Here is a 16,901-nt window from a genome sequence, read left to right on the forward strand (position 1 = left end):
CAGTCTCAGGTGAATATTTCGATGAAATAGAGCCGCCATTCCGGTTCGGTTGCCTGCTTAACTATTACAACAACTAAAAAGATGACCCCTACAACACTGGAGTCATCCCCTTGCCTTGTAACTTAGGTCTTTTCATTGTGTCCTTGATAAAGATGAAGGCTCCCCTTTAAATTGTTGCCCAAACGCCAATCTAAAGGGGAATCCCTCCCTAAGCAACTTTGCTAAAACTTATTTGCTATTTGTTATAAATTCTGTAAATGATGACTGCCGTTTCAGCTCTCGTAGTATTACCTTGCGGATTCACCTTCTCATTGCTGCCGGTGATGATTCCGTTTTTGATCAAAGTGGCTACGCTTTGCTCCGCGTAAGCAGCCACACTCGTCTTATCCCGGAATTGATTCAGATCCGCGTTGCTTCCTTCCACCAGATGCTTTTGGACCGCATTCATCGCCCTATCCACAAGAACCATCATGTCCTGTCTGGAAATTTGCGCTTCAGGATTAAACTTGTTATCGCCCACCCCGGTTGCGACTCCAATTTGCTTGGCAATCCCGAGGGCTTCAGCATAGTATGCACCAGAGCTTACGTCCGCAAAGTTATCGTCTCCATTCGCAGTGAGACCAAGTGCCTTAACGAGCATAAGGATGAAGTCGGCTCTCTTGATTGCTGCCGCAGGGTTGAAGCTATTGGCCGAAGTGCCGTTAATGACTCCTTTAGATGCCATAATCTCTATTGCATGATTTGCCCAGGAGTAGCCATTAAGGTCGCTAAAGCTTTTATTTGCCAACGCTACTGCATATTGACCCGACTGAGTTGTTTTAAAAGTTACCATGCCTGTTGCAGGATCATATTTTCCTGTCGGTACGGGGACTGCTCCTCCATCGTTCCCGATGCGCAAGACGACAATATGCTCCGGATCGGCAAGCTCAGCCGCCGTAGGCGAATATGGAATTTCTACCGTGATTGGCGATTCATTGTTTTGCCAAGCTTTCCGGCTGTCGTTCACATACACATTGATATCTACTACAGGTCTGTTTCCTACAACCGCCTGTACCGATTTCTCAAGCTTGTTGGTATCTGCCTTGGCAATCGAGACATTTACTTGCTCAACTCCGCCGAGGTCTGTGCCGAGCGTATTTCCTGCTACAGTCACCGTGCCAAGCTCCGTTGTAACTTTAATCTTCTTCGAAGAATCGCCGGATGCAAATGTACCAGCCGGAAGTTTTACTACATAAGCGTTCGCACCGTCAGCCTTCGGAACGATAATTTCCGCCGTATTCGATGCTTGGATAGCTTTCGTAATTGTCTCTTGATCGATTGTCATTGTGGCTACCCCTGAGGAATCCACTACAGGTGCATGAGGATCCTTGGTAACCGGCGGATTAATTACAGGAGGCGTAGTTGTGCCGCCACCACTAACGCGATCTGTCGTCGCGGAAGCAACGGCCGACTGCTCGGATTCTCCTGCTCCATTGACCGCTGTCACCTTATAGTAGTAAGTGGTTGCAGGACTTAAGCCGGTATGGCTGTAGACCGTTCCCGTTACCGCGCTATCCGTCAGCTTCGTGTAGGTTCCGTTCTCTGAAGCCGAGCCATACACATTGTAGGCTTCCGCTCCGGTTGCCGCTGTCCAGGAGAGGTTGATCCCGTTTGTGCCTGCCGCCGTTGCCGATAAGCCAGTTGGAGCTTCAGGGGCTTCTACAGGCGTTGGCGCCGTAGTCACAGACGCAACTGCCGACTGCTCGGATTCTCCCACTCCATTGACCGCTGTCACCTTGTAGTAGTAAGTGGTTGCAGGACTTAAGCCCATATGGCTGTAGACCGTCCCCGTTACTGAAAAGTCCGTCAACTTCGTGTAGATTCCATCCTCCGAATCCGAACTGTATACATTGTAAGCTTCCGCTCCGGTTACTGCTGTCCAGGAGAGATTGACCACGCTTGCGCCTGCTGCTGCTGCCGACAAACCAGTTGGTGCTTCAGGGGCACCTGCAGGCGCTGGCGCCGTAGTCGCAGACGCAACTGCCGACTGCTCCGATTCTCCCGCTTCATTGACTGCTGTGACCTTATAATAGTAAGTGGTTTCAGGACTTAAGCCGGTATGACTGTAGTCCGTTCTCGTTACAGGACTGGTCGTCAGCTTCGTGTAAATTCCATTCTCTGAATCCGAAACATATACATTGTAGGCTTCCGCTCCGGTTACCGCTGTCCAGGAAAGGTTGACCACGCTTGCGCCAGCCGCCGATGCCGACAAGCCAGTTGGTGCTTCAGGAGTCGTTATTGGGGCTTCCAATGCCAATATAGCCGTGTTCAGGTTTGCAAGAGCCGTATCCACATCACCTTGCGATACGTTCTGATCGCCGTCGACATTAATCGCCGCAGTTAACGCTTCTTGCAATGCAGACCAGGTTGCTTGCGAATAATCCTGTTGCTCGAACGCCTGCGCGCTCGCAATCTTTTGTTCCAGGTCTGCTTTATTAGCTGAAATAACAATGTAGTCGACATTCGTGGCTACATCGTCTGCGTCAAATTGAAGCTTAAACGTGGCCCCGTCGGGAATACTCACATCAAACGTTTTTTGGGCATACGCGCCATTGCCCGTCCATTTACCGGTTTTGGTAAAGTACAAATCCTGAACGTACACCCCGTTGATGTACATACTAAGGTGTGGATTATTGGAATTCGATGCATATGAAACGACAAGCTTGTCCGTAGCTGCGCTATGCTTAATCTCAAATGCGGAACCGACATGATCGATACTTCCAACCAAAAATGCTCCAGATGCATACTGATCTGCTTGGCTATAGGCAGTTCCATAGGTTTTACCGATTTCAGCCTCGATTTTACCGGAGTAGCGTCCTGTAAACATCTGCAGATTAGCTACAACATTCTGCAAGCTTGTGAGTGCCGTATCTACTTGCTCCTGCGATGGAACGGCTTGAATAACATTAGTCGCCGCTATCAACCCTGCTTGCAAGGCTGTCCAAGATTCCGGCACGTAATCCAGTCGATCGTAATTTTTCACATTTGCAATGAGCGCGGCCAGTTCCGAATCGTCCGCACTGGTTAGACCAATATAATCGATATTGGCGGCAATGTCGCCTGTATCATACTGAATTTTAAGCGTTGCTCCGTCGGGGATATCGATGTCAAATGTTTTTTGAGCATATCTGCCTTGCCCCGTCCATCCCCCGGTATTCGTAAAGGTTAAATCCTGCACGTATTGTCCATTGATATACAAACTAAGATGCGGGTTATTAGAACCTGAAGCGTACGAAACAAGTAATTTTGAAGCGGCAGCGACGTTTTCAAATTCGATTGCAGAGCCGACATGATCAATACTTCCTGCGAGCAAGCCGCCGGATGCATAGCTATCCGACTGGCTATAGGCAGTTCCATACTTCTTGGCAAGCTCGGCTTCTACTTTTCCTGTGAATTTAAAGCGTACCAGTGCATGGACGACAGCATCCAGATTTCCCACTGCCGTATCTACATCACTTTGAGTCGCATTTGCGTTGTTATAAACTACGACCGCAGCATCAATTGCCGGCTGCAAGGTCGCCCATGTTTCCGCTGTATAAGCAGTTTGATCAAGATTCATGGCGTGATTGAGATCTTCTTCTAGTCCCGACTTATCTGGCTTCAGCGAAGACACTAACTTGATGTAGTCAACATTTGCGGCCACATCGCCGCTAGCTTGATCGAATTGCAGCTTGACAGAAGCGTCGTTGGGAATGTTGATATCCAGCGTAACTTCCTCATACGCGCCTACGCCCGACCAACCAGCCGTTTTCGGCAAATGGACATCCGCAATGCGGCCTCCATTAATGTACAGTCCTAGCTTCGAGTTATCCATACCGGAGGAGTATCCGATGACCAGATGCTGCGATTCGATACTGTGATCGAACTCAATTGCCGCGCCATCCGAATTCAAGTTAGCTACGTAGTATTGACCGGATGCAAACGGGTCTGCCCGTCTCTCAGCACTGCCAGTCTTGATGGCATTCTCGGCTTCCACTCTACCCGACAATTGTTGAGGTTGTTCGGATGTCATCAGGGAGTAAGCCATAAGCGTAAGACCTGTGGCATTCGCTGTCGACCTTACGTCTGAACCGTCGTATGGCGTGTCCCAATTGGGTGCCGTAAGATTTTCGACACTTCTATTATTGAATGCCGCCTGTGCGTTGTTGCTCAACCAATCGATGTACTGCGTTTGGTGACCCAACGTGATGAGCTTATATATTCCGCGCATCAGTATACCTCTGAACACAATCTCAGCATTGCCGGCAGGGTCCGGCTTGTAGAGACCCTGACCGCCCACATCGTCTTCATAAACAACGATTTGTTTAACTCCGTTTGTGAAATGTACTCTTGCAAAATCGGCAGCTTTGACCGCATCCTGCAGATAAGTTTCTTTGTGAGTCAGACTATACAAGTTAGACGCCAGTTCAATAAAAATTCCGGCATTATACGTATAAAGATTGTCGTCCCAAAAAAGATGCCCGTCAGAAAATGAGTTCTCTATTCCTCCATCCGGGCGCATAAAAGAGGTTTTCATCCAATCATAGATATCTTCCGCGATTTCCAGATAAGTTTTATCGGTGTTCATCAGGTTGTTGTGAACCTTAACGCTAGGATAGTACTTGGAAAGCTCGGTCGCCACAATGGCCCAGCCGTTCGTCGGCACATCCTTTTGGTTTCTTGCCGACCGTTCGCGCCACATGCCACCACCGTATTTATCGTCCACGTTGTTGCTGTAGAAGAAATCGAAGTGCCATTTAGCCTGGTCAAGCATATGCTGATCTTGGGTTGCTTCATACGCGGACATTGTAAACTGTGCCTGCCAAGAGTAATCGTCATTCCAGTCCCCATCGTTTTCGATCCAGGACAGTGGATTTCCGAAGCGATCTCTAGTATGGGTAGCTTCAAACCAGTTGTAGGTTTCTGTAATTTTATCCTTATTCAATCCTGTTGCATTATAGAATTGAACAAGCGCTTCACGCGAATAAGCAGCTTCCCAGAAGTGGGAGCCGACGATGTTGCCTTCATCATAATGCGCATCCAGAAAAGCATTCATACTATCTATAATGTCAGATTTCGTAAAAGTATATGAAGCCGACGACGGTTTAGGAAAACCGACACTAAGGAAACAAATGACCAAGACATATATCAGCAGCTTGGTGGATACTGTCTTCTTTCTAATCATTAGGATAAGCCTCCTGTATACGGAGCTTAATTATTCAAGCTCCCTGTTGAAAACTCTGCTATTGGAATGCGCTTACACTCATGAACGATTCATTCGGGGGTACGAGTTTCGTATCCCCCGAACAGAAACAGTTCAGTTATTTCGCTGCTCCTAGCTGAATCCATGCCTTTTGAATTTCCTCAATCGCTTGATCTCTTGTTTTGTTTTTACTGATATACCCTTGCATGATTTCGCCGAACTTCTGATGGAAGCTGTCGAGAGAATAGATAACGGACGATTCTCCCGCTTTCTCCGTTTTCAGCAGTTCTCCCATAGCGCTTGGCATTTGCAAGTTCGGCATTGTTCCGTCCTTGATCGGCGAAATGATTTTCGCGATGTCCGGGAACCAAGTCTTGCCATAGTCCGATGTGTAAAGCCAGTTAAAGAAGTCTTTCGTTTCCTGCAGTACTTCGGAATCTTTGTTGATGCGGAAGCCTGCATCGGCGCCGGTAATAATCATCGACTTGCTCGGATCGTCATTGATCGGATAACCCATGATACCCAATTGAATCTCTGGATTGATTTTGACAATGCCTTCCTCGGCCCATGCACCTTGACCGGTCATAATCGCCGTCTTTCCGCTGGCAAAATCGCTGGTTTCAGCCGCGAAGTCTTTTTCCAACTGCTTCGGCAAACCGTGCGCCACCGTCATATCGACAAAATCGAAATACTTCATCAAGATCGGATGGTCCTTAAATGTTGTTTTCCCAGCTATAAAGTCGTTTACCAGTTGTTGCGGGTTATCGCTCTCCGCATCAAGGAAGTGTTGGAAAATATGCTTCTGGACCCACCATTCCTTGTATCCGTTTGCAAATGGCGTAATCCCTTTCGCCTCCAGCTTTGCTATCGCGTCCTCCAATTGAGCCGTCGTCTTTGGAGCCTCGGTAATGCCTGCATCCGCAAACAGCTGCTTATTGTAGATCAGCGAAAACAAGTTGATCTTGAAAGGAATACCCAACAGCTTGCCATCCATAGTCATGTTCTTCTTAGCGCTATCGGACAGGACACCCGCAAGCGGCTCGTTCGTCAGATCCGCGCTATATTCCGCATACTGCTCCAACTCGCCGCCAGCCGTCGTTTGGAATACATCAGGAAGGTCCCCGGATGCGATCTTCGTCTTCAATAGCGTCGGATAATCCGCTTGTGTAACTTGAAGCTCGATTGTAACGTTAGGCTTTACTTCCTTGTACTCCTTGACGAAGGCGTTAAACGCGTCAGTATACTCGGGCGAAGCGATAAACATATGAATCGTTGCCGGTTTATCCGAAGCCGTACTAGCGCCACCTTCGGTCCCGGCTGTCGTACTGGCCGATGCGGACACGCTCGGGCTCGGCTCCGGGCTGCTGTTCTCTTCAGAATTGCCGCCGCACCCTGCCAGAAGACCGATTGCGACTGTCGCGCAGGTCGATACGGAAAGCATTTTTTTCACTAAAGCTGCCAAGATGACCCCTCCACTATGTTAGAAGATGCTTGCAAAACTAATTATGCATAATCATGGCATAGAGCTAAATGCAATTAAGTACAGTGTTTAGTGTAATAAAGTTAATAGCTCTTATGGACGATTATCCGACTGGCGAGCACGATATTCAGTGGGGGAGATCTGATAATAATTTTTAAAGGCTTTACTGAAATAGTGGTTGTTGCTGTAGCCGACCAATTCCGATATGACTTGAATTTGCAGCATCGGATCGTTAAGGAGTTCCTTCGCTTTCTCCATTCTGACCTTCTGGGCATACTCATAAATCCCGCATCCGAACTCCTCTTTGAAGAGCTTCATGAGATGTACCCGGCTTATAAAATACTTCTCTGTGAAAAGGGAAATTTTTATGTCTTGAAAATAAAATCGGTCAATATATGACTTGATCTCGTTGACGTCAAAGGCTTTTTTCCATATCAATACAGTGGCGATCAGTTCTCCATAACGATCGACAAGCAGCATTAAAGTCCGCTCGAACTCTGCCGCATCCTTAAATTCAAAATCTGCGCCGATCCAGCCTTTAACTTGCGCTAATTCCTCAGAGGAAACGCCCAGTTCCAGTGCAATATCGTAGAGCAACATGCTAAGTTCCTCTTGATTGCGGTAAGCATTGCCCAAACCCAAATAACCGGACAGCTCAACCGTTCTCATATACTCTTTTATAATCGAGTGGCGAATCCCACGGCCGTCATGCTCCAGGGCGTGCCGCATCAAAGGAGCCTTTGGCGTTAGAGAGTGCATTTTGAGCTTCGCTTGCTCATCCGGCTCATTAAAAACAAGTTCTTTCCGATCCAGAATATTGATCGTATTCATAATCTGTTCCGCAATCTTATATGATTCGTTAAGTGAAAACGGATCCGGATAAACAGGTCCGATAGCAGCAATCGAAATGATCCCTATCAGTTCCTCTAGCTTCTTAATGCGTTGCTTGATGAAAGAAGCAGCCTCGTACTTCGCAGCCTGCGACGGATTCCCCTTGTGGGTAAGAACAATAAATATATCGCTCTGCTTCTTGGGATGGACAAAACTATAGCACGCGATGCCTTCCTCGCCTGATTCGTTGATTACGTTTGTGACGGCAAAGTGGAGCAAGTCCAGCTCCTGATTAAACTTTGTCACGGCAATTTTCTCCAGATTGAGCAGGCGAAGAAGTATCACTTGCAAGCTTGTATTCGCATAGTCTGGTTGAAAGTAGGCTAAATTGGCTTTAATCGTTTGAATATTGAATTTTTTTTCAATCAAAGAGAAATAAGTGTGCTGTTTGAGCATGGGTAACGACATATTAATTGCCATGTTACGCTCGTTGTACTCTTTGATTTTCTTTCGTTTTCCTTCCAACCGCGCAATTGCCACCGACAGCGCCTTGTTGATTTCCGCCTTTTTTACGGGCTTGGGCAAATAATCAACCGTGTTTGATTTGATGGCTTGCCGCATATAATTGAAATCGTTATAGCCGCTGATTACGATGGCGACTAGATCAGGATACTCGCTTTCTACGATTTGTAGGAATTCCGGGCCCTCGAGCTTCGGCATTCTCATATCGACCAGTACAATATCCGGTCTTTGTACCCTGACGGCCTCCAGCCCTTCTTTTCCGTTCTCCGCTTCAAGCACTTCTGTGATTCCGTGAAGCTCCCAATCTCCCAAAATTTTAATCGCTTCTCTTAACGGTTCTTCATCATCAATGATCAGTACTTTATACAATCGTTCCGCCATCCTTTCTCGGCATCATCATGCGAGTTTCGGTCCCAGATTCGTCACTGTTGATTTCAATGCCGGCTTCATCGCCGTATAACAGTTCAAGGCGCGTATTAACATTCTTCAGCCCGATGCTATCACCGTGTCGATCCTCCCATCTTTCAAGCAGAGAGCTTCTCACTTGCTTTAACCTGTCTGCGTTCATCCCAGGACCGTTGTCAGTCACTCGAATGACCATATGTTGTCCCTCCATGCGTGCTGCAATGACGATCGTAACTGGAATATCTGCCTTCTCGACCGCGTGCTTCACCGAATTTTCCACCAGTGATTGAAGCGTAAGCCTCGGAATTTCAAATTCATGCCATTCATCTTCGAGATCATAGACAATAAGCAACCGTTTTCCAAAACGCGCTTTTTGAATTAACATGTAGTTCTCGATATGCTCGATCTCTTCCTTAAGCAGCACAAATTCCTTGCCGCCGATACAATATCGCAAAGTCAAAGCCAGCGCATCGACCATCTCGGTTATATCCTCCACGCCACTTTTTAAAGCTTTGGTAGAAATCGCTTGGAGCGCATTATACAGAAAATGCGGGTTGATCTCGGCCTCCAACGCCTTCAATATCGCGCTGTTTTGGACCAGTTTCATTTTATATTTCTCGTTAATCAAATTCCCGGTTCTCAAGACCATAAGGTTGAACTGGTCGGATAGATAAGCAACCTCATCCATTCCCTTTACCTTCATCTCTACATCGAAGTTCCCTTCGCTAAACCTTCTCATTTTTCGCGTAAGAATTTTGATGGGCTTTGTTATGGCATTAACCGTTAGCATAATTAACAAAATAGAGAAAAACAACAAGACAGCTCCAATTGAATAACTCAGGTTTCGGTTCGTTTGGGCTGCTTTATATATTTCAACGTAGGGAAGAAGCTTGATCATACGCCATCCTTCTTGCTTCTCTACGTCAACGATTGCCATATATTTTTTTATTCCGTCCGACCAGGTGAATTGGCCCCCCTGCGGCAAGTTTAGCAGGTGGCTTCGAAATTCGGCATCGTCCAAATATTTTAAGGTGGGCTGATCGCTGGCGTAGTACGGAACCATGTTCATATCGAGGAGCAGCAAGTCTTCCCCTTCTTTTAATGAACTGTCCTTCACCATTTCATCCCGATAGGAAGAATTCATTACCATCGACAAGATGGCTCTAGGCTTGCGATCCACTAGGTCGCGAAGCACCCGATGCGAGGCTATAAACACCTGATCGCTATTCACGCCATATCCTATATCTGTATTCTCAAGCAAAGATTGAGCATATCTATTTTTTTTGTCGGCTAGCGTCATCTTAAACCAGGGCTCGTTCGGAATGGTATCGTTGTAGGAGGTTTTGACCGTAATATCTTTGCTAGTTAAGGTGTAAACCTTATTTTCGTCTATTAAATAGAGAAAGATGCCCTCCACATCCGTCCTGGAATAGAAGAGTACCCGTAAATAGTCTTCCAAATACATTCTGGACGTCGTGTCATCGGACTCATTGCGAAGGGCATTCATGATCTGCTCGTAGCGGTACTGCGGGGAGGTGAACTGGGATACTTCTCCAATGTAGTTGCGAACATTTTTGTTGACCAATCTCAAATTGTTCGTACTTCCGGCCAGATTCGACTCCACAGACTGCTTTTCCAGCATTTTATACGAAATGAAAGTGAGCGTACTTACGGCAAGGATGATGATCGAAGTAAAAAGCAAGATCAGCTTGATGACGAGTTTGCGGGTGCATATCCTGATTAGGGACAGGAATAACGATGCCAGCGCTTTTTTCATGATTTAGGTTTATCTCCTCTGAGCGTACCTTATTACCCTTAGTTGAAAACTTTAATACATTCAATCCTCTTTGCCCAGTCCTTATAATAAAATTCGTAAAGCAACTATCCATCTGAGGTGAAACAATGCAAAGAATTGGCAAGAGAAAAAGAGAAACCGCGGAATTCGGAATATTTACGCTTCCGGCAATCGTTTGCGTACTATTCGCTTTTTTTATCCCGTTTTTTATGAGTATGAAATACTCCTTCACGGAGTGGAACGGGATCCAAAAAAGCCCGACTTACATCGGGTGGGATAACTTTAAAAATATTTTCAGCGGCGACAACAACTTTGTGAATTCTTCCTTGTTTACTTTAAAATACAGCATTCTGTACATCGTTTTAGTTAATGCTATTGCAATAATATTGGCCGTTATTCTTGATCAAAAGCTAAAATCCTCCACTTTCCTTCGCACGGTGTTCTTTATCCCATATATTATTAGCCTCATCATTGTTGGATTTATATGGAAATTTATTTTAGCTCAAGGATTTACCTCGCTCAGCGAACTAACCGGATTTTCCGTCTTCGATCTTAGTTGGCTCGGAGAGCCTCGCCTAGCCTTCTTTTCTATTCTCGCTGTATCCATTTGGCAGTCGATCGGATTCTACATCGTTATTTATATCGCGGGATTGCAATCCATTTCACCCGAATTGCTTGAAGCAGCAACTGTAGATGGGGCCGGACCTTTTCGCCGATTTTTCTCCATCACGTTTCCCTTGCTTGCACCAGCAATTACGGTATCCATCTTCATGTCCCTAACGAATGCCTTGAAAGTGTTTGATATTATCCTATCGCTAACAGGCGGCGGACCTGGCGGTTCCACCTACAGCGTCACCCTGGATATCTATCGTGATACTTTTCAAAACAATATGTACGGGTACGGCACGGCCAAAGCTCTGCTGCTGTTTGTTGCCATCATGCTAATTACTATCATTCAACTTAAATATTTCAAAAGCAAAGAGGTTGAAGCTTAATGCAACTCAAAAGAAGCAAGCTGATCCTGATCGAAGTTATAATGATTATTATTGGAATTTTGTTTCTGTTTCCGATTCTCCTCGTCCTTATGAATTCGTTCAAAACATTCGGAGAAGTCATGACGGACGTAATGGCGTTGCCACATAAAATCCAGTTTGCGAATTATTCGTATGTCTGGACCTACCTTCATTATCCGCGTCTGTTTCTGAACACCGCGATCATTACCGTGCTGGGCGTTGCGGGGATTATCCTGTTCGGTTCGATGGCGTCTTACAAACTCGCCCGAACAAAAAACAAATGGAGTGGAGCCGTCTACTTGTACTGCATCATCCCCATGTTAATCCCGTTCCAGACCATTATGATTACAGTGCTTAAGTTGGCCAAACAATTTCATCTTTCGGAAAGCACTTGGGGATTGGGAATGCAATATTGGGGATTCGGGATACCGCTCGCCGTCTTTATTTATCACGGCTTTACGAAAAGCATTCCGTTGGAAATCGATGAAAGCGCGAAGATTGACGGCGCATCTGGCCTTTACTTATTTTTCAAAATTATTTTCCCTCTGCTGCGCCCCGTTACCGCGACCGTCATCATTATTGATGTGATGTGGATATGGAATGACTTTTTGCTGCCTCTCATTATGGTTAATGGGACGAATTCAACCCGGACCTTGACCCTTGCCGCATACACGTTTGTCGGACAATATACAACGGATTGGCAATATACAATGACCGCCATGGTAATGGCCGTATTCCCTTCGATCCTGGTCTTTATCTTGCTGCAGAAGCACATCGTCAAAGGCGTAGCTGCTGGAGCGGTTAAAGGATAAGTTTAACATCTTCGCCTTTTTGAACTGAAGTGTGACCTCATTCGTGGACCGAAGAGCGATATCGCCTTCAGCCGCTTCGTGACAATGCCACCTAATGAATTTTTGTAATACGGTTACCAACGCTGCTTGTAACGACAGATTCAAGGCCATCCTGAGCGGAAGTGCAAGTACCTTCATTTCCCATCGTATTATGAGGTCACCAGAACTTACTGGTCGACCTCATTTTCTTTTCCTGGGGGACGCAATCGATCCTGTGAGCTATACTGTCTCCACGACCTCTATGGACTTACAGCTTTCGTCCATGAACACCTCTGCGAGGTCTAATGATCGGGGAGGATAGCTTGTGTAACTGATAGATCCTGGACCATAGCCGATCGAAACTGAATAATTACCTAAGATGTTGTTTGAGCCTCCACATATTTTGACACGGCCCTGTTGGTTGTAGAACCCTTGTTTTTCATAACCAGATGAGCAGTTCCTTTGAATTTTTGAATACCTGTTCCTCCATGTAGTTGCCAACTCAGGAATCCTAACTGGGATCGTTAGTTCAATAAAACAGCGACAGTCTAGGACTTTATTTTCAGGTTCTTGATTGCAGATCGGTCTATCTGTAAGCTCGCTCTCTAACGGCCAGGTGATTCCCAGCTCGTCTGCCCGTTGAATAATCTTGGAGACGGTGTTGCGCGAGCAGGCGCAACTGAGGGCGATGTTACGTTGGCTGATCCCTTGGCTATGCAGCCGCAGGATTTCGCGATATTGGGTCATAGTGACCTCCTATAAATGATTTGCGTTATCTTTCGACAACGCATAAAGTTCATTCTAACAGGAGGTCATTTGGGTTGGCTCACCCCGTCCGGAAGGGTGGCTCAAAAACGCCGGAGACGTGGCTCTCACTCACCGGAACGATGGCTCAATTTGCTCCGGATTATTCATCAAGTGAAGGTGGTTCATTTTTCTGTTTTACACCTTGGCTTTTGTTACGCCGATGGTACTCTTTATTATGCGCCGCAGCATTCCGCGGATGTTGCCTGTTCTGGCCGAATTATTGCTATCTGAGTTCCAAATGCAGCAAGACCGCACCGATCTTCCTGTATTATATGGAGTCATGTTGCTCGCAAACGAGCTGATCGGAAATGGGTATCCGGTAAGTGAGGCTAGTTCTAATTATGTTAACCAAATAAAAAAGGACCGGTTGATTCCGGTCCTTTTTCTAGTGTAGTTGCAGCAGACAGATACAGCAACTATAAGACTTACCGTTCGAAGCAATTCTTATTGGTGCTGTATCTGTCTCTAGTGCTTGGCTATGTAACTGACTGGTTCGTACCTGACTCCTCGCAAAGCGCCAAAGCAACTACTACTACACCGATCGAGCACATGAAGATCGCCTCCGTCTGGACTGCGTAAGCGTTGGAAAGATTAGAGATTGCTGTGGAGAGAATACCAGATAACAAGGTTCCGATAAACCACCACTCGGAGCCGGCTACTGGCGGGTCTTCTGGCAGATCTGCCTGCCGCTGACCAAGCCGGCGCTGGTGACGCTCATGATCATCACGTTCAACTGGCATTGGAACGACTACGAGAACCCGCTGATCTTCCTCCGAACCCACCGCCTGTTCACGATCCCGCTGGGCTTGACCACCTACGTGGATGAGATGGGCACGAACTACGTACTGTCGATGGCCGCGTCGGTATCCAGCTTCATTCCGTTGCTGATCGTCGTCATCATCGGCCAGAGATGGTTCGTCGAGGGCATCGCCAGCACGGGAGTCAAGGGATAGAACGGCAGAGGAGACCGCTTCGTCGAAGCGCCTCATCCCGCCGCAGTCGACGATCGCGTCGCCCGTGGCTTCCGTTTCGCATAGCGTGACGGCGCGCTGGCTAAGGATAAGTTTCTAGCAGAATGCCGAGATCTCACTGCGGAGCGTTTCTCTTTTGCGACTCAGACTAATTGTACGCCACCCCCTACCGGAGCCAGAAGCCTAACATAGACGCCATGATCAACACCGCTGCTTTCTTCGGGCTCAAACGTGGCCAATCTCGCCGCCAACACGACGCTGTTGGCGCTCGTCCGTAAAGTTGCTTAGTTCGTCAGTGTCGCCGTCTTGCTTATACGCCACTTGTGGTATTTGTCCATGTCGAATATGCGTATCCGTCCCCCAGTGGTTTTCTATTTCTATGAGGACTGATCTGAGAATCCGGGCTATTGGCGGCTTAGCAATACGGGAATCCTTAAGGGGAGGGACTAGGGAATGAAAGAACAATTCGTAGGTTGGTTGGGTGCTACTTGAAACGATAATAGTTTGTTTTGAAAATCAGCAAGATGCTACGCCTGGTATGCACACGATTTGTGCCGGCCGTGCGAAACGCTTCCGACAAGGCCATCACTCAGATCGTCATCGAGAACTCGCCGGCGGAGCAGGTTAGCGGCAATAAGGATACGGGGAAGGTGGTTCGGGATAACGGAATGCTTGCAGGTCAAAACTAAACGGCCTTTGCCTAATAGAGTTTAGGACAAAGGCCGTACCAGTGAGGGTCTATTTGCTATGTCTCTTCTTTCTGAATTTCGTATATTGATCCAAAATAACAATCAAAATCAATATAATGATGGAATGCAGTAGAGGTTTAACATAGCCGTCTTCGTAGATAAAGTAAGCTAATATAAAGTTTCCTGTGAAAGTAATAATGTAACCGATTTTATTTATTCATCTCACCTCAGAACCAAGGTTCAATAATAGTACCTTGTTGTACTTCTGTTTCAACGTTACCTCCAGTATAATCTGAATTTTTTGTAACTCGTATTTCTTTTTTGACATCATAATCTCCGTAAAAATTACCGTTTGAATCAAATCTTCCGGGGCCAAATTCTCTATAGTAGTATTTAATAGCGAAATATAAGTCTTCTTTTTCAGTGTTGAGGAAATAATAGACCGCAAATCCACCGGCAGCGGTAACACTAATTTTATATGGGTTGGGGAGAAAACCACCTTTTGCCCATTCAATTACGGCTGCTGCTAAAGCTGTTTTTGATGCTGCTTCGAACTTCTTTGATCTAAAAATGTCATATTGTTTCATATGCGTGTAGGGAGTTGGATAAGAAACAGCAGCTATGGCAGTTCGAGCGTTAGGATTGGCTGCATTGAACTCTGAAGCGATCAGTTTATTAACCTCAGCAATAGATTCAGGTGATGTTTCGACTAACTTTAGATTACCATCCTGAACTTTAAAGTCAACGTTATTTTTCTCTAAGATATTGACGACTCTTTCATTGAGTACAGGGGCAGCCACAACACCACTCGATGTGTTAGATCCAGCAAATGCTGGTATTACCGAAGAGAGCATAATCACAACTGCCAAGCTTGTTGTAGCGAGATACTTCCCGATTCTCATTCCATTTCCTCCTTAATGATGCAGGTTTTGGTATTTTGATACAATTCGAGTATATCTTTTGTTGACCAAAAATCCCATAATCTGTTTGAACTAAATAAATTATAGTTTTTTATACTCATGACTTCACTAATATTTTTTGTTAACTATTAATACAACCTCCCTATGGGCTATAAATATCCAAAGGTTTACTAAACCATCTTTCTCCCGGATAGTTTTTATCATTTAATCTCGCGAAAATTGTCATACGAAATTTTCATCTTCTTAGGCACGATCCTGGACAATATCCGCTACGGCAAGCTTGACGCCACCGAGGAGGAGATTATCGCCGCCGCCAAGACCGTTTGTGCCAACGAATTCATCCGCGAGTTCGAGAAGGGCTATTGACGGAGGTCAAACGCGGTTCGAAGCTGAAGGTCAACGGCAGCTCATCTCGTTTGCCCGCACGCTCCTCGTCAACCCGCGCATCCTCATCCTGGGCGAGGCGACTTCGTCTATCGACGCGCGGACCGAGCGCCTGCTCCAGAAGGGCTTGAACGAATTGCTCAAAGGACGCACCTCGTTCATCATCGCGCATCACCTCTCCACGGTGAATAACTGCGACTGCATCCTATACGTCTCCGACAATGGCATCTCCGAGTCCGGCTCGCACGATGAGCTGATGGCGCAGCGAGGCCGGTACTACAAGTTGTATTCCGCTCAGAAGATGGAGGCTCAAGCTTCAGGAGGTATAAGTAAGGCCCCCGATCTTTATTGAGATTAGGGGCTTGTTTGTGATTTGAGATTGCATGTAAGGTTTTCGCCAATGCTCAAGTTTGAACTATCTTTTTTTCAATCGATGTATTTATTTATTTTCTGGCAACGGATCAGCCAGGAGCGCCATGACCAGCTGCACGCCGTCTCTCATACCTTGCAGATACAAGCGTTCATTCTCCAACGCTCGTTTCAGATGATGCTGATCCTCCCATGCCATAAACCTTGCAAATTGCGCCTCGTCCATGCTACCGTATAACGACTCAAACGCCGTTTTCTCTTCGGCGCGTACTTGCAGTAACTCAGGGTCGCAATTGCTTCGGGCGGATACAGCATCCAGCCGCTGCTGAATCGCACTCTGGAACCACGACGGAAAGCCCATCCACCTCTCCCTTTCCTGGTATCCATTCTTTTTAGCGCAACTGCTGCTCGCGTCCGACCTTCTTCTGATGGAATTGGACAATCAGCTCGTCTACCTTTCGGCTCTGAGCCTGAACAGCCTCATTCTTGAACAAAGGGATCCCTTGCTCCAGAGATTTACTCCCCAGCTCGTTTAACTTTCGCTTTTCCTCCTCATACTTATGAAGTAGATGGTGCATGGTTGGCACTCCCTTTATGTTCATTGTTTGCTTCTATCATGGTTGGCTATCTGCTTCTAGAAGCCCCCTTACAAACCCTATAATAC

The 16,901-nt window shown here is 46.5% G+C and carries 10 protein-coding genes and 2 pseudogenes; 5 read left to right on the forward strand and 7 right to left on the reverse strand.

What is annotated here, in order from left to right:
• Nucleotides 1-235 precede the first annotated feature (235 nt).
• From H7C19_RS04980 to H7C19_RS04995, 4 genes are all read right to left on the reverse strand, one after another.
• Complete coding sequence (locus H7C19_RS04980; RefSeq protein WP_185141480.1) at nucleotides 236-5,203, reverse strand: fibronectin type III domain-containing protein; 4,968 nt, start codon at nucleotides 5,201-5,203, stop codon at nucleotides 236-238.
• A gap of 136 nt (nucleotides 5,204-5,339) precedes the next feature.
• The gene (locus H7C19_RS04985) at nucleotides 5,340-6,662 is read right to left on the reverse strand and encodes an ABC transporter substrate-binding protein (protein ID WP_185141608.1); all 1,323 of its coding nucleotides are present in this window, start codon (nucleotides 6,660-6,662) and stop codon (nucleotides 5,340-5,342) included.
• A 132-nt stretch (nucleotides 6,663-6,794) separates the two neighbouring features.
• Nucleotides 6,795-8,423, reverse strand: coding sequence for a response regulator (locus H7C19_RS04990; RefSeq protein ID WP_185141481.1), 1,629 nt, complete (start codon nucleotides 8,421-8,423; stop codon nucleotides 6,795-6,797).
• Complete coding sequence (locus H7C19_RS04995) at nucleotides 8,416-10,236, reverse strand: sensor histidine kinase (protein ID WP_185141482.1); 1,821 nt, start codon at nucleotides 10,234-10,236, stop codon at nucleotides 8,416-8,418. Before H7C19_RS04995 ends, H7C19_RS04990 begins: the two co-directional genes overlap by 8 nt.
• A 125-nt stretch (nucleotides 10,237-10,361) precedes the next feature.
• On the opposite strand from H7C19_RS04995, the gene H7C19_RS05000 reads away from it, so the two are divergent.
• Together H7C19_RS05000 and H7C19_RS05005 are read left to right on the forward strand one after the other, a co-directional pair.
• Nucleotides 10,362-11,249 carry a carbohydrate ABC transporter permease gene (locus H7C19_RS05000; RefSeq protein ID WP_185141483.1) on the forward strand — a complete coding sequence of 296 codons (888 nt, stop codon included), beginning with the start codon at nucleotides 10,362-10,364 and terminating at the stop codon, nucleotides 11,247-11,249.
• Nucleotides 11,249-12,079 carry a carbohydrate ABC transporter permease gene (locus tag H7C19_RS05005; protein ID WP_185141484.1) on the forward strand — a complete coding sequence of 277 codons (831 nt, stop codon included), beginning with the start codon at nucleotides 11,249-11,251 and terminating at the stop codon, nucleotides 12,077-12,079. Before H7C19_RS05000 ends, H7C19_RS05005 begins: the two co-directional genes overlap by 1 nt.
• A gap of 258 nt (nucleotides 12,080-12,337) precedes the next feature.
• Here the strand turns inward: H7C19_RS05005 and H7C19_RS34615 are convergent, their stop codons facing one another.
• Complete coding sequence (locus H7C19_RS34615; RefSeq protein ID WP_246469308.1) at nucleotides 12,338-12,844, reverse strand: helix-turn-helix domain-containing protein; 507 nt, start codon at nucleotides 12,842-12,844, stop codon at nucleotides 12,338-12,340.
• Nucleotides 12,845-13,560: 716 nt separating this feature from the next.
• On the opposite strand from H7C19_RS34615, the pseudogene H7C19_RS05015 reads away from it, so the two are divergent.
• Nucleotides 13,561-13,857: pseudogene (locus H7C19_RS05015) on the forward strand (ABC transporter permease subunit); the annotation flags it as partial.
• Nucleotides 13,858-14,384: 527 nt separating this feature from the next.
• Complete coding sequence (locus tag H7C19_RS34160) at nucleotides 14,385-14,564, forward strand: hypothetical protein (RefSeq protein WP_221469040.1); 180 nt, start codon at nucleotides 14,385-14,387, stop codon at nucleotides 14,562-14,564.
• 227 nt (nucleotides 14,565-14,791) lie between these two features.
• Here H7C19_RS34160 and H7C19_RS05020 read toward each other — a convergent pair whose 3' ends face one another.
• On the reverse strand, nucleotides 14,792-15,466 hold the full coding sequence (locus H7C19_RS05020; RefSeq protein ID WP_246469309.1) for a hypothetical protein: 675 nt from the start codon (nucleotides 15,464-15,466) through the stop codon (nucleotides 14,792-14,794).
• 246 nt (nucleotides 15,467-15,712) lie between these two features.
• On the opposite strand from H7C19_RS05020, the pseudogene H7C19_RS05025 reads away from it, so the two are divergent.
• Nucleotides 15,713-16,220, forward strand: a pseudogene (locus H7C19_RS05025) (ABC transporter ATP-binding protein); the annotation flags it as partial.
• An 87-nt stretch (nucleotides 16,221-16,307) separates the two neighbouring features.
• Here the strand turns inward: H7C19_RS05025 and H7C19_RS05030 are convergent.
• The gene (locus tag H7C19_RS05030) at nucleotides 16,308-16,598 is read right to left on the reverse strand and encodes a hypothetical protein (RefSeq protein ID WP_185141620.1); all 291 of its coding nucleotides are present in this window, start codon (nucleotides 16,596-16,598) and stop codon (nucleotides 16,308-16,310) included.
• Between the last annotated feature and the right edge of the window lie 303 nt (nucleotides 16,599-16,901).

Origin of the sequence: Cohnella nanjingensis (assembly GCF_014212125.1) — a bacterium.
Taxonomy (GTDB): domain Bacteria; phylum Bacillota; class Bacilli; order Paenibacillales; family Paenibacillaceae; genus Cohnella; species Cohnella nanjingensis.